The following is a 24,604-nucleotide window of genomic DNA, read 5'->3' as shown; positions in this document are numbered from 1 at the left end:
TATGAGGTGAATGGCGGGAATGTGCGCCGAGCCGAAGTGCGCCGCGCGGCAATACGCTCAACGCGGCATGCCCCGCGCGGATTCGAATCATGGAAAGAGTTCGTCGTAGTCGACGGTGGCCGTGCCGAGCTTGCCGACGACGATGCCGGCCGCGCGATTCGCGAGCGAGACCGCTTCGATGAGCGGCAAACCCGCGCCCAGCATGACGGCGAGCGTCGCGATCACGGTGTCTCCCGCGCCCGACACATCATACACTTCACGTGCCACGGCCGGAGCGTGGTGCACGCTGCCGTCGGCTGTGAAGAGCGACATGCCCTCCTCCGAGCGCGTGAGCAGCAACGCGTCGATGTCGAGCGAGGTGCGCAGCGCCGTCACGCGCGCGAGCAGATCGTCCTCCGACTTCCACTGACCGACCACCTCGCGCAGCTCGGCGCGATTCGGCGTAATCAGCGTCGCGCCGCGATAGCGTTCCCAGTCATCGCCTTTCGGATCGACGAGCACAGGTTTGCCTGATGCACGCGCCTTCGCGATCATTTTTGTCACGTGCGTGAGGCCGCCCTTCGCGTAGTCGGACAGCAGGATCACGTCGTGTTTCGACAACTGGTCGTCGAAACGCGCAAGACCGGCGAGCAGCGCTTCGTGCGCGGGCGTGTTCTCGAAGTCCACGCGCAGCAGTTGCTGCTGGCGCGACAGCACGCGCAGCTTGATGGTGGTCAGCAGATCGGGATCGCGCTCGAGGTGCGGCACGACACCGCTGTCCTTGAGCAACTCGACGATTCGCTCACCGGGCTCATCGTGCCCGACCACGCACAGGAGTCCAGCCTGCGCGCCCAGCGCAGCCGCGTTGCGCGCGACGTTCGCCGCACCGCCCAGGCGATCCTCCTGCTTCTGCACATGGACGACCGGCACCGGCGCTTCCGGCGAAATCCGGTTCACGTCGCCGAACCAGTAGCGGTCGAGCATCACATCGCCGACCACCAAAACCCGCGCCGCGGCAAGACGCGCACGCGGCACGACACCCGCTTCAGGCACGAGCGAGACGTTGGATTCAGGCGCGTGCATTGGCTTCAGCGGTGAGTTCGACACGGGGACGTCCGATTGCGTAATAGTCGATGCCGAGTTCGGCCATCGCATCGGGTTCATACAGGTTGCGGCCGTCGAAGATGACAGGCGACTTGAGCACCGACTTCATGTGATTGAAGTCCGGGCTCCTGAACTCCTTCCATTCGGTCACGATCACGAGTGCATCGGCGCCGGAGAGCGTTTCGTCCTGGGTGTTCGTGAAGTGCAGCCGCGCGAGCTGCTCGGGAACGTCGTGCAGGTCCAGCGCGAACACGCGGCGCGCTTCGTGCAGCGCGACCGGGTCGTACGCGCGCACGCTCGCGCCGCGCGCGAGCAGCGCCGCAATCAGGCGGCGGCTAGGGGCTTCGCGCATGTCGTCGGTGTTCGGCTTGAATGCGAGGCCCCAGACGGCAAAGGTGCGGCCCGTCAGGTCTTCGCCGAGCGTCGACGTGATCTTGCGCACGAGCACTGCTTTCTGCTCGTGGTTCACCTCTTCGACCGCTTCGAGAATGCGCAGCTGCTGCTCGTTCTCGCCGCCAGTGCGGATCAGCGCCTGCACGTCCTTCGGAAAGCACGAGCCGCCGTAGCCGACGCCGGCATACAGGAAGTGATAGCCGATGCGCGGATCGGAGCCGATGCCACGACGCACCGCCTCAATATCGGCGCCGACGCGGTCAGCCAGATTCGACATCTCGTTCATGAACGAGATGCGCGTGGCGAGCATCGCGTTGGCCGCGTACTTCGTGAACTCGGCAGAGCGCACGTCCATGTAGAGCGTGCGCTCGTGATTGCGGTTGAACGGCATGTAGAGCCGCTTCATCTTCTCGCGCGCGAGCTGTCCGGCTTCGTCGTCGTCGATGCCGATCACGATGCGATCAGGCCGCATGCAGTCTTCGACCGCCGCGCCTTCTTTCAGGAATTCGGGGTTCGACACGACCGAGAACCGGTGCTGCGCGCTACCCGACAAGCCACGCGCCGCGAGTTCCGCTTCCACGACGGCGCTCACCTTCTGCGCCGTGCCGACGGGCACCGTCGACTTGTCGACGATCACCTTGAAGCCGTTCGAATAGCGGCCGATGTTGCGCGCCGCTTCGAGCACGTATTGCAGATCGGCGGATCCGTCTTCATCGGGCGGCGTGCCGACTGCGATGAACTGGATTTCGCCGTGCGCGACGCTCGCCTTGACATCGGTCGAGAACGTGATGCGGCCGGCCGCGCGAGTACGCGTAATGATCTCGAGCAAGCCCGGCTCGTGGATCGGCACGCCGCCGTTGTTGAGGATTTCGATCTTGCGCGGATCGACGTCGAGGCAAAAGACGTCATGGCCGATTTCAGCGAGACACGCGCCTGTGACGAGGCCAACGTAACCTGTGCCGATGATGGTGATTTTCATACGCGTTCTGGTGGTTGATCCCGGTCGTTAACTGGCTGCCGGTGTGCCGCCGATCAATGGCAGCGTTCCTACAGCCGCTTCTACTTCGGTCGAATCGCCCGCCGTGACGCACCACGGGGGCGCGACGGGGCGGCGATCTCAATTTGATGCCGCAATCGGCTCGACGCGGCGCGGCGCATAGGTTTCCCAGCCGCTGCATCCCGGGCACTGCCAATAGAACAGGCGCGCCCGGAAACCGCAATTCTGACACGTGTACCGTGGCAGATTTTTGGTGCGCTGCTTGATCAGTGTGCGCATCAGCTCCAGCTCGCTGCGCCGCTGGTCATCGGCCGCCGCGATCTGCGCTTCGAGCAAGCGCGTCATGCCGGCCAGATTCGGCGACTTCTGCATCTGCGTACGGGCAAGCGTATGCGCGGCTTCGCTGCCCCGCAGGTCGGCTACGTGTTGATAGGCGACGTCGAGCAAGTCGTTTGACGGATAGCGGTCGACGTAGCTCGTCAGCAGATCCGCCCCTTCCGCGGCGCGGCCCAGCGCGGCGTACGCCTTCATCAACTTCTCGGCGACGAGCGGCAGATAAGACGCATTCTGCTCCTCGACACGCTGCCATTCGGCGATCGCCCCGGCGTGATCGCCGCCTGCCGCCTTCACGTCGCCGGCGAGGATCGTCGCGCGCACATTCTGCGGATTCGCTTTCAGCGCGAGCTCGAGCTGCTCGGCCGCCTCGGCCGGCTTCTTCTGTTGCAGCGCCTCCTGCGCGAGCTCGCAATGGAAATGCGCGATTTCCTTGTCGAGCGGCTCCGCACCCATCGTTTCGAGCCGCCCTGCGGTCTCGATCGACTTGTTCCAGTCCTTCTCGATTTCGTAAATGGTCAGCAGCGCGCGCTGCGCACCGAGCGCGTAGTCGCCGGACTCGAGCCTGCCGAACGTCTCTTCGGCGCGGTCCAGCAAGCCGGCCTTCAGAAAATCCTGTCCGAGCTCGAAAAGCGCGTGGTCCCGCTCGCTGACCGGCAGATCGGCGCGGCCGAGCAGGTTTTGATGCACGCGGATCGCACGGTCCGTCTCGCCGCGACGCCGGAACAGATTGCCGAGCGCGAAATGCAATTCGATCGTTTCGGGATCAAGCTTGACGACTTCGATGAACGCGTCGATCGCCTGATCGGGCTGTTCGTTCAGCAGGAAGTTGAGGCCGCGGAAATACGAGCGAGGAAGATTGGAGCTTTCGGAAAGCAGCGTCTTCAGGTCATAGCGAGCCGCGATCCAGCCGAAGGCGAATGCGACCGGGATGATGAGCAGCCACCAGAAATCGAGATCCATGCGAATGATCGGAAATGCGAAACACAAAATCCGCGCACCGGGTGGCGCGCGGCACAAAGGCGGTTCAGATCAGCGGCGGCAGCGGCGGCTCTTCGACGACCGGGGGCGTTTCGCGCGCGACGCGCAGATCGCGCTTCAGGCGCCCGTTTTCGAGCCGCAAGCGGATCATCGCCGGAAATGAGGAGATGAGCCCGGCAAGCAAGCCGACACCAAAAAAAGCGAGTCCAATCAGGATGAGCGGCGCCTGCCACGCATAGCCGGCCAGGAAATTCAGCGTTGCAGATTGCGTGTTGGCGAGCGCAAGCACGAGCAGCAGCACGAACACCAGCACACGGATCAACCAGACGATAAATCTCATAAAGGCTCTCTAGACTGCGGTTGCGTTATCCACACGGGCTTGGCGGCGCATCACGCCGCTTTGCTGCCGCGCAAAAGTGACCCGTATTGTAAAGGAAGCCTTACGCGGCGGGCGAAACCGGCAATGCGCGGTGTGACATCGGCCAAATGGGTGCTCGCAAACCGCGTTCTGCACGCCGCGTCTTCGACGGGTGAAAAAAAAGCGCCCGAAGGCGCTTTTTTTGGTCTTTGCCGGTCCGGCTAGAGCCATCGACGGCTATCCGCGGAAATCACAGATCGTCGTCGGGCTCTTCGGCTTTCATCGGCTCGCCCGCACGACCATCCACTCGCTCGCGCAATTCCTTGCCAGGCTTGAAGTGCGGCACATGCTTTTCAGGCACCAGCACTTTTTCACCGGACTTCGGATTGCGCCCGACACGGGACGGACGCCGGTTCAGGCCGAAGCTGCCAAAGCCACGAATTTCGATGCGATGGCCATTGGCCAGTGCCTCCGACATCGCATCGAGCATCGTCTTCACCGCGAAATCCGCATCCTTGAGGACAAGTTGCGGAAATCGCGTTGCCAGCTGGGCGACCAATTCCGATTTGGTCATACTGCGGCAGACCTCTTAAGGCTTACTGGTTCTGACCGTCGAGCTTGGCCTTCAGCAGCGCGCCGAGGTTCGTCGTGCCGGTGGCGGCAGAGCTCGTGTCGGCTTGCAGGCCGCGGATGGCTTCTTGTTGCTCGGCCGAATCCTTCGCCTTGATCGACAGGTTGATGCCACGCGACTTGCGATCGATGTTGATGATCATCGCATTGACCTTGTCGCCTTCCTTCAGCACGTTGCGAGCATCTTCCACGCGGTCTTGCGCGATTTCCGAAGCACGCAGGTAGCCTTCGACTTCAGCGGACAGCGCAACCACAGCGCCCTTCGCGTCCACCGTCTTGATCACGCCGTCGACGATCGAACCCTTGTCGTTCATTGCAACGAAGTTGCTGAACGGGTCGCCTTCGAGCTGCTTGATACCCAGCGAAATGCGTTCCTTCTCGACGTCGATGCCGAGCACGACCGCTTCCACTTCGTCGCCCTTCTTGTACTTGCGGACGGCTTCTTCGCCGGTTTCGCTCCACGACAGGTCCGACAGGTGAACCAGACCGTCGATGCCGCCGGGCAGGCCGATGAACACGCCGAAGTCGGTGATCGACTTGATCGCGCCTTGCAGCTTGTCGCCCTTCTTGAAGTTGCGGCTGAAGTCATCCCACGGATTCGGCTTGCACTGCTTCATGCCGAGGCTGATACGGCGGCGGTCTTCGTCGATTTCGAGAACCATGACTTCGACTTCGTCGCCCAGCTGGACAACCTTCGACGGTGCGACGTTCTTGTTAGTCCAGTCCATTTCCGACACGTGGACCAGGCCTTCGATGCCCGATTCGACTTCGACGAACGCGCCGTAGTCGGTGATGTTCGTGACCTTACCGAACAGGCGCGTGCCCGACGGGTAACGGCGCGAGATGCCTTCCCACGGATCGTCGCCCAGTTGCTTGATGCCGAGCGAAACGCGGTTCTTCTCTTGGTCGAACTTGAGGATCTTGGCGGTGACTTCTTGGCCGACCGACAGGACTTCGCTCGGGTGACGCACGCGGCGCCATGCGATGTCGGTGATGTGCAGCAGGCCGTCGATGCCGCCGAGGTCAACGAACGCGCCGTAGTCGGTGATGTTCTTGACCACGCCTTCGACGATCGCGCCTTCCTTGAGCGTCTCGAGCAGCTTCGCGCGCTCTTCGCCTTGGGTCGCTTCGATCACGGCGCGGCGCGACAGCACGACGTTGTTACGCTTGCGGTCGAGCTTGATGACGCGGAATTCGAGGGTCTTGCCTTCGTACGGGGTCGTATCCTTGACCGGACGCGTGTCGACGAGCGAACCCGGCAGGAATGCGCGGATGCCGTTGACCATGACGGTCATGCCGCCCTTGACCTTGCCCGTGATCGTGCCGGTCACGAGTTCGTTGTTGTCGAGGGCCTTTTCCAGCGACAGCCACGAAGCCAGACGCTTCGCCTTGTCGCGCGACAGGATGGTGTCGCCGTAGCCGTTTTCCAGCGCGTCGATCGCGACGGAAACGAAGTCGCCCGCCTGCACTTCTACCTCGCCCGCGTCATTCAGGAACTCTTCGAGCGGGATGTAGGCTTCGGACTTGAGACCAGCGTTGACGACCACGAAGTTGTGGTCGACGCGCACGACTTCGGCGGAAATCACTTCGCCGGCGCGCATGTCTTGCTTGGTCAGCGACTCTTCGAACAGAGCCGCAAAGGATTCGGTATTCGGGGTGGAAGTTTGCAGGTCGGACATAAAAATCGAAGTTTGCATGGTTTTTCGCATTGCCTGCCCGGCGATTAGGACCGGGAACTGCGGCGCTACAGCGAAAGCCATACGGGGTTAAGGGTTAAAACACGCCCCGCGCCAATCGCGGAACACCTACTGCAAGCCGCGGCGCGCGACCTATACCGATCACGCGCGCGGTTGAAGCGCCTGGTACCACTGCACCACTTGTTCGACCGCCTGGTCGATCGAGAGAGCCGAGGTATCCAGCAGCTTCGCATCTGCCGCAGGCTTGAGCGGCGCGGCCGCGCGCTGACTGTCGCGCTCGTCGCGTTCACGCAAATCCCGAAGCAAGTCATCTATGTTAGCAGAAAATCCTTTTTGGATCAATTGCTTATGCCGTCTCGCGGCACGGGCCTCGACGCTGGCCGTCAGGAACACCTTCAGCCCCGCATCGGGGAAGATCACGGTACCCATGTCGCGGCCGTCCGCCACCAGCCCCGGCTCCTTGCGGAACGCCCGCTGACGCGCCACCAGAGCGGCTCTCACCGGCGCGTGCACGGCGATGGCCGATGCCCGGTTGCCGATCGCCTCAGCGCGAATTTCGGTCGAAACGTCGACGCCGTCGAGCTGCGCCAGGCCTTCGCGGAACGTGATATGCAGATCGCCGACCAATTTCGCCAGCTCGTCCGGCGCGTCGGGTGGCACGTTGTAGTGCACGCTCGCCAGCGCCGCCAGCCGGTACAGCGCCCCGCTATCGAGCAGGTGAAAGCCCAAATGGGCAGCGAGCAGCGTGGCGACCGTGCCCTTGCCGGAGGCGGTCGGGCCGTCGATCGTGATGACGGGCGTCTGGTGAAAGGGGCGAGTCGATTTCATCGATAAAAACGTCGGTCAGGTCGCGGCGAGCGTTTTGAAGCGCTCGAAATAATCGGGGAAGGTCTTGCCGACGCACTTCGGATCGTTGATCCGCACAGGCACGCCACCCAGCGCGACGAGCGAGAAGCACATCGCCATGCGGTGGTCGTCGTAGGTGTCGATGGCGGCGTTCGGAGTGAGCTGGGCCGGAGGCGTCACGACCAGGTAGTCGGCGCCCTCTTCGATCGTCGCGCCAACCTTGCGCAGTTCGGTCGCCATCGCGGCGATGCGGTCGGTCTCCTTCACGCGCCAGCTCGCGATGTTGCGCAGCGTTGTCGTGCCGTCGGCGAACAACGCGGCGACCGCGATCGTCATGGCTGCATCCGGAATCAGATTGAAGTCCATGTCGATTGCTTCGAGCTTGCCGTGGTCGTGACCGACGCCGCGCACTTCGATCCAGTCGTCGCCCATTGTCACGTTCGCGCCCATCTTCATTAGCGCGGTCGCAAAGCCCACGTCGCCCTGGATGCTCGCGCGCCCCACGCCCTCGACGCGGATCGGCCCGCCGCCCAATGCGCCCGCCGCGAGGAAATACGACGCCGACGACGCATCGCCTTCGACCATGATCGTGCCCGGCGACTGGTAGCGCACGCCGGCCGGCACGGTGAAGCGTTGCCAGCCTTCACGCTCGACGGTCAAGCCGAAGCGTTCCATCAGCTTGATCGTGATCTGGATGTACGGCTTCGAGATCAGCTCGCCTTCGACCTCGATCACGATCGAGCCGCTTTGCGAACGCACGAGCGGCAGCGTCATCAGGAGCGCGGTCAGGAACTGGCTCGATACGTCGCCGCGCACGCGGATCGGCGCATCGACCGAGACCGGCGCCGCGTGGATCTTGAGCGGCGGGTAGCCCTCGTTCAGCTCGTAGTCGATCTTCGCGCCGATCTGACGAAGCCCGTCGACGAGGTCGCCGATCGGCCGCTCATGCATGCGCGGCACGCCGTGCACGCGGTATTCGCCGCCGTTGACGGCCAGCGCGGCAGTCAGCGGACGAATCGCCGTACCCGCATTGCCCAGGAACAGATCGGCCTTTTGCGCGACGAACGCGCCGCGCGTGCCCGTCACGACGCACACGTCGCCATCGCGCTTGAATTGCACTCCGAGCTTTTCGAGCGCGTCGAGCATGACGCGCGTGTCGTCCGAGTCGAGCAGGTTCGTGATCGTCGTTTCGCCTTCCGCGAGCGCCGCGAGCAACAGCACGCGGTTCGAGATGCTCTTCGAGCCGGGTAGCCGGACAGTGCCGGACGCGCGGGAGAACGGTCCGAGGTCGAGATATTCCATGGTCAGTCCTGTTATTTCGAGGGGCTGGCGCCGGCAGCGGCCTTGCCGCCGCGCTCCTGCCATTCAGTGCGGGCCTTGCGCGAACGCGCGAATGCGGCTTCGAGCGCCGCGCCGTCGCCGGCTTCGATCGCCGCGCGCAAGCGCGCGAGCACGGCCGTGTAGGCGTCGAGTTCTTCAAGCAACGCTGCGCGGTTGGCGACGCAGATGTCGCGCCACATTTCCGGGCTCGACGCGGCGATCCGCGTGAAATCGCGGAAGCCGCCGGCGGCAAACGAAAACTTCAGATCGGCGTCCGGCGCTTCGAGAATCTGCTCGACGAGCGCAAACGACAGCACGTGCGGCAAATGGCTCACCGATGCCAGGACGCGATCGTGCTGCTCCACGCTCATCTGCCGGACCACGGCGCCGGCCGCGAGCCACATCGCCTCGACGCGCGCGACGTCGGCAGGCGAATTTTCGGGCAACGGGCACAGCACGACATTGCGCCCGACGTACAGATCGGGAAGCGCCGCCTCGACACCGCTCGATTCGCGTCCGGCGATCGGATGGCCCGGCACGAACTGGTTGATGCGGGCCCCGAGCGCCGCGCGCGCGGCGGCGACGACATCGGACTTGGTGCTGCCCGCGTCGGTCACGATGGTCGCATCGTCGAGAAACGGCGCGATTCGTGTCAGCAGCGGCTGCGTCTGCGCGACCGGCGCCGCAAGCAGAACAATATCGGCGCCGGTCAGCGCGTCGCGCAATTGCGTGTCGTCGCCGAGCGCGGCAAAACCGTCGATGACGCCCAGCTCGCGCGCCCGCTCGACCGACGACGCCGAGCGGCCGACGCCGATCACCGTGCCGCGTTGCCCCGCCTGCTCCGGCTGGCGCTCACGCAACGCGCGCGCGAGCGATCCGCCGATCAGCCCGACACCGAAAATCACCAGTTTGTTGAATGAGAACGCGGTCACGACGAACAGACTAAAAAAGCGCGCGACGAGCCCAAGCACGCGCGCGCGGAATGAAAACCAACCGCCCGGCCTGCCGGTCAGGCAGGCGCGAGCGCCTTTTCGAGCGCGGCGATGAACACCTCGTTTTCTTCCGGCAAGCCGATCGTCACGCGCAACCACTGCGGCAAGCCATAGTTGCCGACCGGCCGCACGATCACGCCCTGCTTCAAGAGCGCCAGATTCACACGCGCACCGGCGCCGTCGTCATTACCGACGCGCACCAGCACGAAGTTGCCGTACGACGGCACGAATTCGAGATCGAGCTTATCGAACGCCTCGGTCAGCCGACGATAGCCCGCCGCGTTGAGCGCCGCGCTCTTTTCGAGGAACGCGCGGTCGTTCAGCGCCGCGATCGCCGCGGCTTGCGCGAGCGTGTTCACGTTGAACGGCTGGCGCAAGCGGTTCAGCAAATCGGTCAGCTCCGGCTGGGCGATCGCGAAACCGACGCGCAATCCCGCGAGACCGAACGCCTTCGAGAACGTGCGCGATACGAGCAGGTTCGGAAAGCGGCGCGTCCAGGCGATCGAGTCGTAGCGCTTGTCCGCGGCGAGATACTCGGTGTACGCCTCGTCGAGCACCACGACCACGTTCTTCGGCACCTTCTCGAGGAACGCTTCGAGCGCCGGGCCTTCGATGAAGGTGCCGGTCGGGTTGTTCGGATTGGCGACGAACATGAGACGCGTGTCGGCATCGATCGCCTTCAGCATTGCGTCGAGATCGTGCCCATGCTTCACGGCGGGCACGACGATCGCACGCGCACCGATGCCTTGCGTCGCGAGTGCATACACGGCGAACGAGTATTGCGCGTAGACGATCGACTGACTCTTCTCGACGAGCGCATGCGCGGCCAGTTCAAGAATGTCGTTGCTGCCGTTGCCGAGCGTGATCCAATCGGCCGGCACCCCGTAGTGCTCGCTCAGTGCGGCCTTCAGCTCGAACGCGTTCGCATCCGGATAGCGGCCGAGATCGGCGGCGGCCTGCGCCATCGCAGCCTTGGCGGACTCCGGCATGCCGAGCGGATTTTCGTTCGATGCCAGCTTCACGATGTGCGCTTCGTCGAGGCCGAACTCGCGGGCAACTTCCGAAATCGGCTTGCCGGCGACGTAAGGCGCGATCGCGCGCACATAGGAAGGGCCGTATTGCGTCGTCATGTATGTCTCCAGATCGGACTTGCTGGTCGTAAGCGATGGGGCCCGCACGAAGCAGCGGGAAGCAGCCAGAAGCGGCGCTTCAGCGCGCGCGCGGATACGAGCCCAGAATCTTCAGGAACGCGGCCTTCTTTTCCAACTCGGCGAGCGCGGCGGCGACCGGCGCATCTTCGCGATGCCCTTCGACATCGATATAGAAGTAGTACTCCCACGTGCCAACGCGCGCCGGACGCGACTCGAAGCGCGTCATCGAGACGCCGTGCCGCGCGAGCGGCTCGAGCAGCTTGAACACCGCGCCGGGTTCGTTCTTCACGGACACGATCAGCGAAGTCTGATCGCGCCCGCTGACGCCCGCCGGATTCTTGCCGATCATCACGAAGCGCGTGCGGTTGTGCGGATCGTCCTGGATCAGCCCATACGCCACCTGCAAGCCGTAGTGCGCAGCCGCGCGATCGCCGGCGATCGCGGCGACACTCGGGTCCGCCGCTGCCAGGCGCGCGGCTTCCGCATTGCTCGACACCGCCTGGCGCTCCAGATGCGGCGCATTGGTCGAGAGCCAGCGCTGACATTGCGCGAGCGCCTGCGCATGCGCGCAGACGCGCGTCACGCCCGTGAGACCGCCGCTCTGCGTCAGCAGATTGTGATGAATCGGCAACGCGAGCTCGCCGCCGATCACGAGTTGCGTCTGCAGCAGCAGATCGAGCGTGCGCGACACCGCGCCTTCGCTCGAATTCTCGACCGGCACGACGCCGAATTCGGCGGAGCCCGCCTCGACCGAGCGAAACACTTCGTCGATCGACGGGCACGCGATACCTTCGATCGCATGACCGAAGTATTCGTACATGGCCTGCTCGCTATAGGTGCCGACCGGCCCCAGAAAAGCGGCCCGCACCTGCTGCTCGAGCGCCCGGCTCGCGGCCATGATCTCGCGCCAGATCGCGCTGATGTGATCGCCCGCGAGCGGCCCGTCGCTCATGTCCTGCAAGCGCGCGATGACCTGCTGCTCGCGTTCGGGCCGGAACACCGGGGCGTTGTAATGCTTCTTGACCTCGCCCACTTCAAGGGCGATCGCCGCGCGCTGATTGAGCAGCGCGATCAGCTGTGCGTCGATCGCGTCAATGCGATCGCGCAGCGGTTTGAGCTTGGTATTGAGTTCGTCGTCCATGCGTAGTACGGCCGTATGAAAGTAAGCGCGCCGCTGGTCAGATCGAAGCGATCAGGCCTGGCGCTGTTCGAATTCCTTCATGTACTCGACCAGCGCCTTGACGCCTTCGAGCGGCACCGCGTTGTAAATCGACGCCCGCATTCCGCCGACGGACTTGTGGCCCTTCAGCTGCAACAGCCCGCGCGCCTTCGCGCCGGCGAGGAAATCTTCGTTGCGCGACTCGTCCGCGAGGAAGAACGGCACGTTCATCCGCGAACGCGACGCGCGTTCAACCTTGTTGACATAGAAAGCGCTCGAATCGATCGCGTTGTACAGCAGCTTCGATTTCTCGATGTTGCGCGCTTCGATCGCCTTCAAGCCGCCCAGCTTTTTCAACCACTTGAACACCAGGCCCGCGATGTAGATCGCGTAGGTGGGCGGCGTGTTGTACATCGAGTTGTTCTCGGCGACGGTCTTCCACTCGAAAGCCGATGGGCAGATCGGCAGCGCCCGGTCGAGCAGGTCCTCGCGCACGATCACCACGGTGACACCCGCCATGCCGATGTTCTTCTGCGCGCCGCCGTAAATGGCGCCGAACTTCGCGACATCGAGCGGGCGCGACAGGATGTGCGACGAGACGTCCGCCACGAGCGGGATGTCGCCGAGATCGGGAATGTCGAAGGTTTCGACGCCGTGAATCGTCTCGTTCGTGCACAGGTGCACGTAGGCAGGATCGTCGGACAGCTGCCATTCGGCGCGAGCCGGCGAGCGCGTGAAGCCGTCGGCGGTCTGGCCGCTTGCGGCCAGGTGCGGCGCGCAATACTTGTGCGCTTCCTTGAAGGTCTTCTGCGACCACGAGCCCGTCAGGACAAAATCAGCGGTCTTTTTCGCGCCGAGCATGTTCATCGGTACGATCGCATTCTCCCCGAGCCCACCACCCTGCAGGAACAGAATGCGGTGGCTGGCCGGCACGTCGAGCAGTTCGCGCAAGTCGGCGAGCGCTTCTTCGTGAATCGAGATGAATTCCTTGCCGCGATGGCTCATCTCCATCACGCTCATGCCGCTGCCGCGCCAATCGAGCATCTCGTCGGCAGCTTGGCGCAGCACCTCTTCAGGCAGCGCCGCAGGTCCGGCGGAGAAGTTAAAGACGCGCATCGTGGGAACCCCGAAAGAAGGCGCAGCGGCAAAAGGAAAGTCCGAAAAACCGCGCCTAAATAGAAAATGGCCGTCTGCGCTCTCGCGCAAACGGCCATTATCGCACCGTCACCGGTCAGCCGCCAAACCAAGGCGCCGTGCCGGCCCGGCCGATCCGCCACGATGGGCCCGCTAAAGAGCCCTCGGCAGATCTTGCGACCGGCTCATTACTTGCCCGGCTTGACCGCAGCGACTTCCTTGTCGGCCTGGTCGCGCGTCGCCTTGATCGATTGCGGCATGTACTTTTGCATCAAGCCGTTCACGACATCGCGACCCACTTGGTCTTGCACTTGGATGAACTTGCGGCCGGTCGGGCTCTTGTAGAACGTCGTCAGGTCCTTGATTTCCTGCGTGCTGTAGTACTTCGCGTACGCGTCGTACTGAGCTTGCATCGCATCTTGGCGGAACGAATCCGTCGCGAACACTTGGCCCGCCGAGTCAACCAGCTTCGGCACCGCGTTCTTTTGCAGAGCCGGCACGGAGGCTTGCTTTTGCTTGTCCGTCAGCGTCTTGTTTTCCGACAGCGCGTCCGACAGGATCGCCGGGACCAGCTGCTTCGCTTGCATTTGCGCGCTGTTGCCAATTGCGCCGACGAGCTTCTGCGCGTCGATGGCCTCAAGCAACTCCTTGATCGCGGCTTGCTTGGCGGGATCGACCGGAGCTGCAGCCGGTGCCGCTGCCGTCGTGTCGGTCGGCGCTTGATTCTGGAGCGCCTGCGCCATCGCGAAGGTCGGCACGAAAGCAGCCAGCAGCATCCATTGCTTGAATCGTTGTTGCATCATTACTCCCTAAAAGAAATAGTCGAATTGCTTGAGGCACGAAGCGTAGCGCAACACGTTGTTGCGAGGCCTTTCGCTTCGCGCGGTTCTTCTTGCGGTTACTTGTTCGCGACGCCCGTCATGCACGACTCGCGTGCCGATCAACCTTCGCCGTTTTCGTCATCCGCCGCCGTACCTTCGGCATCACCTTCACCATCCGCCTCGGCGATCTGCTGCAGGCCGGAAAGCTTGGTGCCGTCATCAAGGCTGATGAGTGTAACACCTTGCGTCGCACGGCCCATTTCGCGAATCTCCGAAACGCGCGTCCGGATCAGCACGCCGGTCGTCGTGATCAGCATGATCTGGTCCTCGGGGTCGACGAGCGTGGCCGCCACGACCTTGCCGTTGCGCTCCGACGTCTGGATCGCGATCATGCCCTTCGTGCCGCGCCCATGGCGCGTGTACTCGGTGATCGGGGTGCGCTTGCCGTAGCCGTTTTCGGTTGCCGTCAGCACCGACTGCTGCTCGCTGCCCGCCACCAGAAGCGCGATCACCTGCTGCCCTTCATCAAGCTGCATGCCGCGCACGCCGCGCGCCTCACGGCCCATCGGGCGCACATCGTTCTCGTCGAAGCGCACTGCCTTGCCCGAATCCGAGAACAGCATCACGTCGTGCGCGCCGTCGGTGATCGCGGCGCCAATCAGGTAATCGCCCTCGTCGAGACCGACCGCAATAATACCCTTGCGCAATGGTCTGCTGAAAGCCTCGAGCGGCGTCTTCTTGACCGTGCCCAACGCGGTCGCCATAAAGATGAACTTGTCTGCCGAGAACTCCTTGATCGGCAGCACGACGTTGATCTTCTCGCCTTCCTGCAGCGGGAACATATTGACGATCGGACGGCCGCGCGCGTTGCGCGAGCCCTGCGGCACTTCGTAGACCTTCACCCAATAGACGCGACCGCGGTTCGAGAAGCACAGGATATGGTCGTGCGTGTTCGCGATGAAGAGCGTGTCGATCCAGTCGTCTTCCTTCATCTGCGTGGCCTGCTTGCCGCGCCCCCCGCGCTTCTGCGCCCGATATTCGGACAACGGCTGCGACTTCACGTACCCCGTATGCGACATCGTGACAACCATGTCCTGCGGCGTGATCAGGTCTTCGGTGTTCAGCTCGGTCGCGTTCATCTCGATCTTCGAGCGGCGCGCGTCGCCGAACTCGGCCTTCACTGCCGTGAGCTCGTCGGTGATGATCGTCGTGATGCGCTCCGGGCGCGCGAGGATGTCGAGCAGATCGGCGATCTGCGCCATCACTTCGCGGTATTCGCCAATGATCTTGTCTTGCTCGAGACCGGTCAGGCGCTGCAGGCGCATCTGCAAGATTTCCTGCGCCTGCGTATCGGACAGCTTGTAGAGACCGTCGCCCTGCATCCCGAATGCCGGATTCAGACCTTCCGGACGGTATGCCTCACGACCGCCCGCCGCGGCGTTCTCGGTCTCCGCGCGCGACAGCATTTCACGCACGAGCGAGGAGTCCCACGGGCGCGCCATCAATTCCTGCTTGGCGATCGGCGGCGTCGGCGCGGCCTTGATGATTGCGATGAAATCATCGATGTTCGCGAGCGCGACGGCGAGACCCTCGAGCACGTGGCCGCGTTCGCGCGCCTTGCGCAGTTCGTATACAGTGCGCCGCGTCAGCACTTCCCGGCGGTGCGACAGGAACGAACTAAGCATTTCCTTAAGATTCAGGAGCTTAGGCTGGCCGTCGACGAGCGCGACCATGTTCATGCCGAACGTGTCCTGCAGCTGGGTCGCCTTATACAGATTGTTGAGGACGACCTCGGGCACCTCGCCGCGCTTGAGCTCGATCACGACGCGCATGCCGCTCTTGTCGGACTCGTCGCGGATGTCCGAAATGCCCTCGAGCTTCTTCTCGTTGACCAACTCGGCGATCCGCTCGAGCAGCGAACGCTTGTTAACCTGATACGGCAGCTCGTCGACGATGATCGCCATGCGCTGGCCGCGATCGATTTCCTCGAAGTGCGTCGCCGCGCGCATCACAACCCGGCCGCGGCCGGTGCGATAGCCGTCGCGCACGCCCGCGACGCCGTAAATGATGCCGGCGGTCGGGAAATCGGGAGCCGGGATGATCTCGATCAGCTCATCGATGCCCGCCTCGGGGTTCTTCAACAGATGGTGGCAGGCGTCGACGACTTCGTTCAGGTTGTGCGGCGGGATGTTGGTCGCCATGCCGACCGCGATCCCCGACGAACCATTGATCAGCAGATTAGGGATGCGCGCGGGGAGGATCAGCGGCTCGCTCTCGCTGCCGTCGTAGTTCGGACCGAAGTCGACGGTTTCCTTATCGATATCGGCAAGGAGCTCATGGCCGATCTTCGCCATGCGGATTTCGGTGTAACGCATCGCGGCGGCGTTGTCGCCGTCGATCGACCCGAAATTGCCCTGCCCGTCCACCAGCATGTAGCGCAGCGAGAAGTTCTGCGCCATCCGGACGATCGTGTCGTAGACCGCGGTGTCGCCGTGCGGATGGTATTTACCGATCACGTCGCCGACGATACGCGCCGACTTCTTATAGGCACGGTTCCAGTCGTTGTTGAGTTCGTGCATCGCGTATAGAACGCGCCGGTGCACAGGCTTCAAGCCGTCGCGGACATCGGGAAGCGCACGTCCCACGATCACGCTCATCGCGTAATCGAGATACGAACGGCGCATTTCCTCCTCGAGGGAGATTGGCAGAGTCTCTTTGGCGAATTGATCCATTATCCGTATCGTTTCAAAGCGAAAATACGCACCAAAGTCAATAACTTTGAGCTACTTTCGCATTGGCGCCGCAAACGCAGCGCATCACGCGATTCTACCATGCGGCGCAACCGCGCCTGCCGCAGGTACGTACTCCCTATCGCACGGCGGCCGCGAAGCCGCTGTGAACCGCTCTCGCCACGCTATTGACGAGACGATTTTTCTTCGCCGCAGGCACGCGTCATGCGTTCACCCGGGCACCGCAGAAGCCCGCCAGGCTTACTGTTGCGCATGCACCACAATTGTGTTGGGGGATCGGAACGCTCGGGAATTTTTTTTCGTGGGTCGGGAACTGTATGGCAAAATGCCAACGCACTTGGTTAGACATTGCTCGAAGTGTCTTCAGGGCCCGGCGTTTTTGTGCCGCACCAATGTTATACTTCGAGCAATGTATGACTTGTCTTCGTCAACAGGCTCGCAGTAAACCTGCGGTAATCTCAATTTCGAGAGGAGAAATATGAATAAACTTTCAAAGCTCGCGTTCATTGCAGCTACCGCAGTTATGGCTGCATCCGCAATGGCACAGTCGGTGCCGGCGTCGCGACAACAAACGAATGACAACTGGGTGAACGGCACCGGCGAATACGTGTGGATGAACGGCACGAACGAGCTTTGCTGGCGCGATGCGTTCTGGACGCCCGCAACGGCCAACGCGAAGTGCGATGGCGCACTGGTCGCGCAAGCTCCGACGCCGCCGGCACCGGCAGCTCCGGCCGCTCCGGTCATCACCAGCCAGAAGATCACGTACCAAGCTGACACGCTGTTCGACTTCGACAAGGCTGTCCTGAAGCCGGCTGGCAAGGAAAAGCTGGACGATCTGGCTTCGAAGATCCAAGGCGTGAACCTGGAAGTTGTCGTTGCAACGGGCTACACCGACCGCATCGGTTCGGACAAGTACAACGACCGTCTGTCGCTGCGCCGCGCTCAAGCTGTGAAGGCATACCTGGTCAGCAAGGGCATCGAAGCCAACCGTATCTACACGGAAGGCAAGGGCAAGCGCAACCCGGTTACGACGGGCTGCAACCAGAAGAACCGCAAGCAACTTATCTCCTGCCTCGCACCGGATCGCCGCGTGGAAGTCGAAGTTGTCGGTACTTCGAAGCAGTAAGCCGCACAATACCGCAGTATCAAAGCCCCGCTTCGGCGGGGCTTTTTTTATGTCGGCCGGAGTAAGCGCGTCAGCTGTCGCGCCGGAGTTGGTGCTTTGGCACTGACCCGAGGCCCAAAGTGACTCTCCGAACCTGGGGTGCGGGCCACGTCGGCTTGTGCCGCTCGTTTTGCCCCCGTTCGCCCGCGCCTATATACTCGGGGCTAACCCGCAGTCCCCATCCAACGCTCTTCGCAAATCCGCTTCCGCTATGACCAACGCCGATCCCCATGAGCTGCAGAAATTCAGCGATCTCGCACATCGCTGGTGGGACCCGAATGCCGAATTCAAGCCGCTGCACGAGCTGAACCCTGTTCGGCTCGCCTGGATCGACGCTCATGCTCATCTGGCCGGCAAACGCGTGCTGGATATTGGTTGCGGCGGCGGCATCCTGTCCGAATCGATGGCGGGATTGGGCGCGCAAGTCAAGGGGATCGATCTGTCGACCCAGGCGCTCGGCGTGGCCGATCTGCACAGCCTCGAAAGCGGCGTGAGCGTCGAGTACGAAGAGATCGCTGCGGAAGCGCTGGCGGCTCGCGAGCCGGGCACCTATGACGCCGTCACCTGCATGGAGATGCTCGAGCACGTGCCGGACCCGAGCGCCATCGTCGCCGCATGTGCCACGCTGGTGAAGCCGGGCGGCTGGGTCTTCTTCTCGACGCTCAACCGCAACGTCAAGTCGTATTTGTTTGCCGTGATCGGCGCCGAGTACATCGCGCAGATGCTGCCCAAAGGCACGCACGACTATGCGCGCTTTATCCGTCCGTCGGAGCTGGCGGGATTCGTGCGGGCGGCCGGTCTGCACAGCCACGATATCAAAGGCATCACCTACAACCCGCTTTCCAAGCATTTCGGATTGTCCGACGACACGAGCGTGAACTACCTGTTCGCGTGCCGGCGCGGCGCTTGATCCGCGCGCCGACCCAAACTCATTCCGTTCCCGATTGACCTCATGAGCGACCCTACTCCCCTGCCGCAGCGCGAAAGCGACGACGCGTCGATCGGCTTGTGCCAAGCCGTCCTGTTCGATCTCGACGGCACGCTCGCGGATACCGCACCCGACCTCGCCGCCGCCGTCAACAAGATGCGTCACGACCGCGGTCTCGAGATGCTGCCGCTCGACGATTTGCGCCCGCTCGCATCGGCCGGCGCGCGCGGCCTGATCGGCGGCGCGTTTGGGATCGGGCCCGAGCACCAGGGTTTCGCGTCGATGCGCGAAGAGTTTCTCGCCAATTACGAAGCCGATTTGTGCATCGAAACGACGCTGTTTCCGGGCATCGGCGAAATACTCAACGAGCTGGACGAGCGCGGCGTGCGCTGGGGCATCGTCACGAACAAGGTCGCGCGCCTGACTGATCCGCTCGTCGAGCTGCTTGGCCTCGACCTCCGGGCAGGTTGCGTCGTTAGCGGGGATACCACGCCGCATTCGAAGCCGCATCCGGCGCCGCTCCTGCATGCCGCGAGAGAACTCGAAATACAGCCGGAGCGAGTCGTCTATGTAGGCGACGATCTGCGAGACGTGCAAGCGGGGTTCGCGGCGGGCATGGTCACCGTGGCCGCCGCCTACGGATACTGCGGAACGGATCTGCCGCCGACGCAATGGCATGCGCAGCATGTCGTGCGGTCCACGGGCGAGCTGCAGCGGCTGCTGCGCGAGATCGGCTGATCAAGAGCCGTCACTCGCGCGGCGAGCCGTTCGCCGCAGAAGCTGAAAACTCCCCGCCGCCTCGTTCTTTAGCCCGCAAGGCGCGCCAAGCCCCAGGTTCTGTGGGATAATTCTCCGTTCCACTGGGGCCGACCTGGTTTCGACGTGGATAACGAAGCAGCTCAGGGCATACCGAGGACCCGTCACCTCGTTAATCAATGGGAAAAACGTAACTGCAAACGACGATACGTTCGCACTGGCAGCCTAAGGGCCGCCGTCCTCTGCCTAGTTCACTGACGGGCTAGCGTCGCAAGACCGGTAGCAATACCGCCAGAGGTCATTTACGTCAGTTAAGCCTTGGCGGCGTCACGACGCCCGGGTCGAAAACCTAGTGAATCGCCGTAACGAAGCGTGTTCGTCCGCGTCGGCGCGGTTAAATCAAATGACAGAACTAAGTATGTAGAACTGGTTGCGGACTATTTGCGGACGCGGGTTCGATTCCCGCCGGCTCCACCAAGACACTCATCCTGACAAGGTTCAGGAATTCATGAAAACCCCGCCGAGCGCAGCTCTCGCGGGGTTTTTTCTTTGCGGCCCCGCCCAACTGCGCCACTGATTTCCCGAAGAAGCCGGCTCTTTCGCCCGTCCTCGATAAATGCGCGCGTGTCGGTGCCGCTTAGACTCTCCGAAGTCGTTGCTCACCGAAGGGCAGTAGACACAAGTGACCGTCACGATCGAACCACACGAGCTCATCGATGCCTAACGCCGAACGCGCGATTTTCGAGACAGCTGAGCCGAAGTGCTTGCCCTTGGGTTGTCGGCGTTTCGAGTACGCGCATATCGGCAGCCCGTATGCCGGCAAAACCCGCCCCGTGTCGCCACCGATTGAACGACGATCGACGCAACGACTACATTGAAATCGCACCGCTCTCGCATCAAAGGCAAAGCCATGAACAAACTTCCCTTCCTCGCCGTCGTGCCCACCGCCCTCGCGATTGCGGCTTGCAGCTCGCCTAACGTCCAGGAAGTTCGCACGTCGGAACCGGTCGTCTTCGTGCAATCGCAACGCGCCCCGAACGACATCTCGAGCTGCCTGCGAAGCAGAATTGATGGCCTTCGAATGACTGCCGGCAATGGATCGACCGAATTAACGGTCGGCCACGGCTCGGAGAACTACGCGTGGCTCATTACGTTGACGCCGTCGGGCTACGGCTCGGTGGTGAAGGTGCAGAAATCGTCCGGCGACGACGATTCCGTGCCGGAACCTGAAATGCGCTTCGATATCGCGCGCTGCACGACGTGAGCAGCGCTTCGCGCGCTCGCAGCTGCGGCAACGACGGCGGCATCCGCCCTTGCTACGGCTCGCGAGCGATCAGATGTGACTTGGCCAGTGCGCGTTTTCCGCACGCAATAGGCCCCTGCGAGGTCCCGGCGACGCGGCTTGATTAGTTGTCGTCTTGCGGACACTGCAGATTGCACCCGTCCGGATTCCCGAGGTCGCCCTGCTTGCGCATCTTCGTTACAGGCCCGTGCTGGTACTTCTTCGACGGCGCCGACGCCGCGAACTCCAGCTGCGGATGCTGCTGAAGCTGAAATTGGTCCTGCAGGATGCCGCCCGGCACACCTGGCGAGTTCTGCGCGAAAGCGAGCGACGTGACGGCGAACAATGCGCCCGCCGCAGCCGCGGCAGCGCAAGCGTTGATAAGCAATTTCATAGCGATTCGATGCCGCTTGAGGCGGACTGAAGAACAAGACGGAACGTCAGAAAGATAGAGCGTAACGCAGAACCGCAAAGCTCCGCAGCGAAGTATTACGGGCGTAACGCAAAACCCGCCATACCCTTCCGATCGAACCCCTTACCCGCCCTAGCGCAAAGCGCTCTCTGGCACTGCCGCGCCGCGCAACCCGCTCGCCACATCGACGATCGTCCCGCAATGCGCCGGGTCGTATCCGGCCAGATGCGCCACCGTCGCTCGGAACGCGTCGCTTTGCAGCATCTGCACGACGGGTGCAAGCGGCGCCGACGCGAGCGGCGCGCGCTCGCACGCGAAGTAATAGTCTTCGTCGACGATGGGGATGAAATCGAGCCCGAAATGATGCGCGGCCGGCTCGACGCCGAAGCCGAGATCGGCCATGCCGCTCGCGACGAATGCCGCGATCGCCGAATGAGTCAGCTCCGCCGACGCATAACCATTGATGCGCTCGGGATCGATGCCGATGCTGCGCAGCGCCAGATCGAGCAGCATCCGCGTGCCGGAGCCCGGCTGGCGGTTGACGAAGCGCACGTCGTCGCGGGCCAGGTCGTTCAAGCCGCGAATCCCCTTCGGATTCCCCTTCGGCAGGAAGAGCCCCTGCTTGCGTTGCGTCAGATGAATCAGCACGTGCCGCTGCGGATCGAGCCAGCGACGGTAGACGGTCGCGCATTTCTCACGGAACGCGCCGCGCGGCAGGTGAAACCCAGCCAGGTCGCATTCGCCGCGTGCCAGCGCGGTCACGGCCTCAGCGCTGTCGCGGTACTTGATGTCGACCGAAGCGGCGTCGCGCGCCACCAGCGCCGTCACGAGCGCCGCAACCGCGTAGCCATGCGACGCCTGAATCCGTACCGCACCGCCGTGCTGCCCAAGCCGGCGGTTCAACTCGCTCGCGACCTCGCTCGCGAGCGCCTGCATATTGCCGTCGAGCCGCTCAGCACACAGGCGCTGTGCTCGCACCACCGCCTGCCCCAATTCCGAAAGCGCCGATCCCTTGCCACGCTCTTTCGCGATCAGCGCGCCTCCCAGGTGCTCCTCGATCGCGCGCAGCATGCCCCACGCGTGGCGATACGAGAGGCCCTTTTGCGCAGCCGCCTGGGCGATGCTGCCCGTCTCGCCGACGAGCGCAAGCAGCGGCACAACGTCGGTCAGGCTCGCTTCGCGACCCGCGCTATCGACGACGACCAGCTGCGCCTTGCAATCGATCTGGATCATTTATGCAATGCTTCTTCCTATTGCGGAAGGCTGACCATCCGCCTATCGTTCTGGGATAAACCATAAACCAAAGCATATATGCGCTTCATATGATCAACAAGTGCATATTTGATCTTGGAGGAGCCCCACCTTGGACAACCCCGCCGCCCCGGTCGCATCCGCGCCGGAAGAACTCGTCCGTCGCCACGCGAAGCCCGGCGCGTCGCTGATCGCAGTGCTGCACGCGATTCAGGACGAAGCCGGCTTTATCCCGCCGGAAGCCGTCGCGCCGCTTGCGCGCGCGATGAACCTGTCGCGTGCCGAAGTGCATGGCGTCATTACTTACTACCATCATTTCCGCACCCGCCCGGCCGCACGCGTGACCGTGCAGCTCTGCCGCGCCGAATCGTGCCGCAGCATGGGGACGGAAGCGCTCGCGCAGCACATCGAGGCGCGCACGGGCTGCCGTTTCGATGCCGAGCACGGACCGGACCTCGGGCTCGAATCGGTGTATTGCCTCGGACAATGCGCACTGTCCCCGGCGATGATGATCAACGACACGCTCTACGCGAAAGTCACGCCGCAAAAGTTCGATGCGCTGATCGACGCCGCGTGCGCGAAGCAGAAGGAGCCGGCATGACACGTATCTACGTCCCCCGCGATTCTTCAGCGCTCGCGCTCGGCGCGGATGCGCTCGCCGACGCGATCGTCCGCGAAGCCGCGAGCCGTGGCGTCGCCATCGAGTTGGTGCGCAACGGCACGCGCGGCCTGCTGTGGCTCGAGCCGCTCGTCGAAGTCGAGACGCCGGCTGGCCGCGTCGGCTACGCGAATGTCGATGAAGCCGACGTCGTGTCGCTTTTCGACTCCGGATGGCTCGCCGGCGGCGAGCATTCGCGGCGCGTGGGCATCGTCGACGAGATTCCTTATCTCAAGCGTCAACAGCGCCTCACGTTCGCGCGCATCGGCATCACCGACCCGCTCTCCATCGACGACTACCTCGCCCACGAAGGTCTCGCCGGCCTGAAAGCCGCGCTCGCGATGGACGGCGCCACCGCCTGCGAAGCGCTCGTCGACTCGGGCCTGCGCGGGCGCGGCGGCGCGGCGTTCCCCGCTGGCGTCAAGTGGCGCACGGTGCGCAACGCGCAAGCGGCGCAGAAATACGTCGTCTGCAATGCCGACGAAGGCGACTCCGGCACGTTTTCCGACCGCCTCATCATGGAAAGCGACCCGTACTGCCTGATCGAAGGGATGATCATCGCGGGGATCTCGACGGGCGCGACGCAAGGCTACATCTACGTGCGCAGCGAATATCCGCATTCGATCGCGACACTCGAAGCCGCGATCGGCAAAGCGCGAGCGGCGGGCTGGCTCGGTGCGAGCGTGCTCGGCTCAGCGCACCAGTTCGAGCTGGCGGTGGCGAAGGGCGCGGGCTCTTACGTCTGCGGCGAAGAAACCGCGATGCTCGAATCGATCGAAGGCAAGCGCGGCATCGTGCGCGCGAAGCCGCCGGTGCCCGCGCTCTCCGGCCTCTTCGGCCAGCCGACCGTCATCAACAACGTGATCACGCTCGCGACCGTGCCGATCATCTTCGCGCGCGGCTCGAAGTTCTATCGCGACTTCGGCATGGGCCGCTCGCGCGGCACGCTGCCGTTCCAACTGGCCGGCAATGTGAAGCAAGGCGGGCTCGTCGAGCTGGCGTTCGGCGTCACGCTGCGTGAGCTGCTGTTCGACTACGGCGGCGGCACCGCGAGCGGCCGCCCGGCGCGCGCCGTGCAAGTCGGCGGACCGCTCGGCACCTATCTTCCCGAAAGCCAGTGGGATATCCCGCTCGACTACGAAGCCTACGCATCGGTGGGCGCGGTGGTCGGGCACGGCGGGCTCGTCGTGCACGACGACACGTCGAATCTCGCCGAACTCGCGCAATACGCGATGCATTTCTGCGCGCTCGAATCGTGCGGCAAATGCACGCCGTGCCGGATCGGCTCGACGCGCGGCGTCGAAGTGATCGAACGCATCCGCGAAGGCGACACGTCGGAGAAGCAAGTGCAGTTGCTGCGCGACCTGTGTGACACGATGGTATCCGGCTCGCTCTGCGCGATGGGCGGCATGACGCCCTTCCCCGTGCTTTCCGCCCTTGAACATTTTCCCGAAGACTTCGGTCTTCGCCCGGCCCAGCCTAACAAGGCTGCGGCTTGATGGAG

The 24,604-nt window shown here is 63.4% G+C and carries 22 protein-coding genes and 1 other RNA gene; 7 read left to right on the top strand and 16 right to left on the bottom strand.

Annotation, left to right across the window (positions count from 1 at the left end; translation table 11 throughout):
* Positions 1–87: 87 nt before the first annotated feature.
* The 14 genes from rfaE1 to gyrA all read right to left on the bottom strand — a co-directional run bounded on the left by rfaE1 (position 88) and on the right by gyrA (position 16,627).
* On the bottom strand, positions 88–1,062 hold the full coding sequence (gene rfaE1 / locus AAHK20_RS09675; RefSeq protein WP_449181346.1) for a D-glycero-beta-D-manno-heptose-7-phosphate kinase: 975 nt from the start codon (positions 1,060–1,062) through the stop codon (positions 88–90).
* On the bottom strand, positions 1,049–2,455 hold the full coding sequence (locus AAHK20_RS09670) for a UDP-glucose dehydrogenase family protein (RefSeq protein ID WP_449181230.1): 1,407 nt from the start codon (positions 2,453–2,455) through the stop codon (positions 1,049–1,051). Before AAHK20_RS09670 ends, rfaE1 begins: the two co-directional genes overlap by 14 nt.
* Positions 2,456–2,593: 138 nt before the next feature.
* Positions 2,594–3,769: a lipopolysaccharide assembly protein LapB gene (gene lapB, locus AAHK20_RS09665; protein ID WP_449181229.1), complete on the bottom strand. Its 1,176-nt coding sequence runs from the start codon at positions 3,767–3,769 to the stop codon at positions 2,594–2,596.
* A gap of 64 nt (positions 3,770–3,833) precedes the next feature.
* Complete coding sequence (locus AAHK20_RS09660) at positions 3,834–4,127, bottom strand: LapA family protein (protein ID WP_137333374.1); 294 nt, start codon at positions 4,125–4,127, stop codon at positions 3,834–3,836.
* 268 nt (positions 4,128–4,395) lie between these two features.
* The gene (locus AAHK20_RS09655) at positions 4,396–4,719 is read right to left on the bottom strand and encodes an integration host factor subunit beta (RefSeq protein WP_137333375.1); all 324 of its coding nucleotides are present in this window, start codon (positions 4,717–4,719) and stop codon (positions 4,396–4,398) included.
* Positions 4,720–4,741: 22 nt separating this feature from the next.
* Positions 4,742–6,472, bottom strand: coding sequence for a 30S ribosomal protein S1 (rpsA, locus tag AAHK20_RS09650; RefSeq protein WP_449181228.1), 1,731 nt, complete (start codon positions 6,470–6,472; stop codon positions 4,742–4,744).
* A gap of 141 nt (positions 6,473–6,613) precedes the next feature.
* Positions 6,614–7,300 carry a (d)CMP kinase gene (cmk, locus tag AAHK20_RS09645; protein WP_449181227.1) on the bottom strand — a complete coding sequence of 229 codons (687 nt, stop codon included), beginning with the start codon at positions 7,298–7,300 and terminating at the stop codon, positions 6,614–6,616.
* A 15-nt stretch (positions 7,301–7,315) separates the two neighbouring features.
* Entirely contained in the window at positions 7,316–8,620 is a 1,305-nt protein-coding gene (aroA, locus tag AAHK20_RS09640) for a 3-phosphoshikimate 1-carboxyvinyltransferase (RefSeq protein ID WP_449181226.1), read from the bottom strand.
* 11 nt (positions 8,621–8,631) lie between these two features.
* A complete protein-coding gene (locus AAHK20_RS09635) occupies positions 8,632–9,609 on the bottom strand; it encodes a prephenate dehydrogenase (RefSeq protein ID WP_449181225.1) in 978 nt (325 codons plus the stop codon).
* A gap of 38 nt (positions 9,610–9,647) precedes the next feature.
* Positions 9,648–10,760, bottom strand: a complete 1,113-nt coding sequence (gene hisC / locus AAHK20_RS09630) for a histidinol-phosphate transaminase (protein ID WP_449181224.1) — start codon at positions 10,758–10,760, stop codon at positions 9,648–9,650.
* A gap of 79 nt (positions 10,761–10,839) precedes the next feature.
* A complete protein-coding gene (gene pheA, locus AAHK20_RS09625; protein WP_449181223.1) occupies positions 10,840–11,922 on the bottom strand; it encodes a prephenate dehydratase in 1,083 nt (360 codons plus the stop codon).
* A gap of 51 nt (positions 11,923–11,973) precedes the next feature.
* The gene (gene serC, locus AAHK20_RS09620; RefSeq protein WP_449181222.1) at positions 11,974–13,056 is read right to left on the bottom strand and encodes a 3-phosphoserine/phosphohydroxythreonine transaminase; all 1,083 of its coding nucleotides are present in this window, start codon (positions 13,054–13,056) and stop codon (positions 11,974–11,976) included.
* A 206-nt stretch (positions 13,057–13,262) separates the two neighbouring features.
* Complete coding sequence (locus AAHK20_RS09615; protein ID WP_449181221.1) at positions 13,263–13,874, bottom strand: DUF2059 domain-containing protein; 612 nt, start codon at positions 13,872–13,874, stop codon at positions 13,263–13,265.
* Positions 13,875–14,014: 140 nt separating this feature from the next.
* The gene (gene gyrA, locus AAHK20_RS09610; protein ID WP_449181220.1) at positions 14,015–16,627 is read right to left on the bottom strand and encodes a DNA gyrase subunit A; all 2,613 of its coding nucleotides are present in this window, start codon (positions 16,625–16,627) and stop codon (positions 14,015–14,017) included.
* Between the two features lie 496 nt (positions 16,628–17,123).
* Between gyrA and ompA the strand changes: the two genes are divergently transcribed.
* The 5 genes from ompA (at position 17,124) to AAHK20_RS09585 (ending at position 20,761) form a co-directional block, all read left to right on the top strand.
* On the top strand, positions 17,124–17,774 hold the full coding sequence (ompA, locus tag AAHK20_RS09605; RefSeq protein WP_449181219.1) for an outer membrane protein OmpA: 651 nt from the start codon (positions 17,124–17,126) through the stop codon (positions 17,772–17,774).
* A 250-nt stretch (positions 17,775–18,024) separates the two neighbouring features.
* The gene (ubiG, locus tag AAHK20_RS09600) at positions 18,025–18,723 is read left to right on the top strand and encodes a bifunctional 2-polyprenyl-6-hydroxyphenol methylase/3-demethylubiquinol 3-O-methyltransferase UbiG (RefSeq protein ID WP_137333386.1); all 699 of its coding nucleotides are present in this window, start codon (positions 18,025–18,027) and stop codon (positions 18,721–18,723) included.
* A 42-nt stretch (positions 18,724–18,765) separates the two neighbouring features.
* Complete coding sequence (locus tag AAHK20_RS09595) at positions 18,766–19,479, top strand: HAD family hydrolase (RefSeq protein WP_449181218.1); 714 nt, start codon at positions 18,766–18,768, stop codon at positions 19,477–19,479.
* Positions 19,480–19,603: 124 nt separating this feature from the next.
* Positions 19,604–19,974: a transfer-messenger RNA gene (gene ssrA, locus AAHK20_RS09590) on the top strand.
* A gap of 433 nt (positions 19,975–20,407) precedes the next feature.
* The gene (locus AAHK20_RS09585; RefSeq protein ID WP_449181217.1) at positions 20,408–20,761 is read left to right on the top strand and encodes a hypothetical protein; all 354 of its coding nucleotides are present in this window, start codon (positions 20,408–20,410) and stop codon (positions 20,759–20,761) included.
* A gap of 142 nt (positions 20,762–20,903) precedes the next feature.
* Here AAHK20_RS09585 and AAHK20_RS09580 read toward each other — a convergent pair whose 3' ends face one another.
* Both AAHK20_RS09580 and AAHK20_RS09575 read right to left on the bottom strand, forming a co-directional pair.
* Positions 20,904–21,173, bottom strand: a complete 270-nt coding sequence (locus AAHK20_RS09580; protein WP_449181216.1) for a hypothetical protein — start codon at positions 21,171–21,173, stop codon at positions 20,904–20,906.
* 150 nt (positions 21,174–21,323) lie between these two features.
* Positions 21,324–22,424, bottom strand: coding sequence for a substrate-binding domain-containing protein (locus AAHK20_RS09575; RefSeq protein WP_449181215.1), 1,101 nt, complete (start codon positions 22,422–22,424; stop codon positions 21,324–21,326).
* 130 nt (positions 22,425–22,554) lie between these two features.
* Here AAHK20_RS09575 and AAHK20_RS09570 point away from each other — a divergent pair, with 130 nt between their 5' ends.
* Together AAHK20_RS09570 and AAHK20_RS09565 are read left to right on the top strand one after the other, a co-directional pair.
* Positions 22,555–23,043, top strand: coding sequence for an NAD(P)H-dependent oxidoreductase subunit E (locus AAHK20_RS09570; protein WP_449181214.1), 489 nt, complete (start codon positions 22,555–22,557; stop codon positions 23,041–23,043).
* Positions 23,040–24,599 (top strand): formate dehydrogenase beta subunit, encoded by a 1,560-nt coding sequence (locus tag AAHK20_RS09565; protein ID WP_449181213.1) that lies wholly within the window; start codon positions 23,040–23,042, stop codon positions 24,597–24,599. Before AAHK20_RS09570 ends, AAHK20_RS09565 begins: the two co-directional genes overlap by 4 nt.
* Positions 24,600–24,604 lie beyond the last annotated feature (5 nt).

The sequence above is a fragment of the Trinickia camelliae genome, assembly GCF_053525655.1.
Note: the sequence above shows the minus strand (reverse complement) of the source record. Positions and strands in the feature narration are given on the sequence as shown.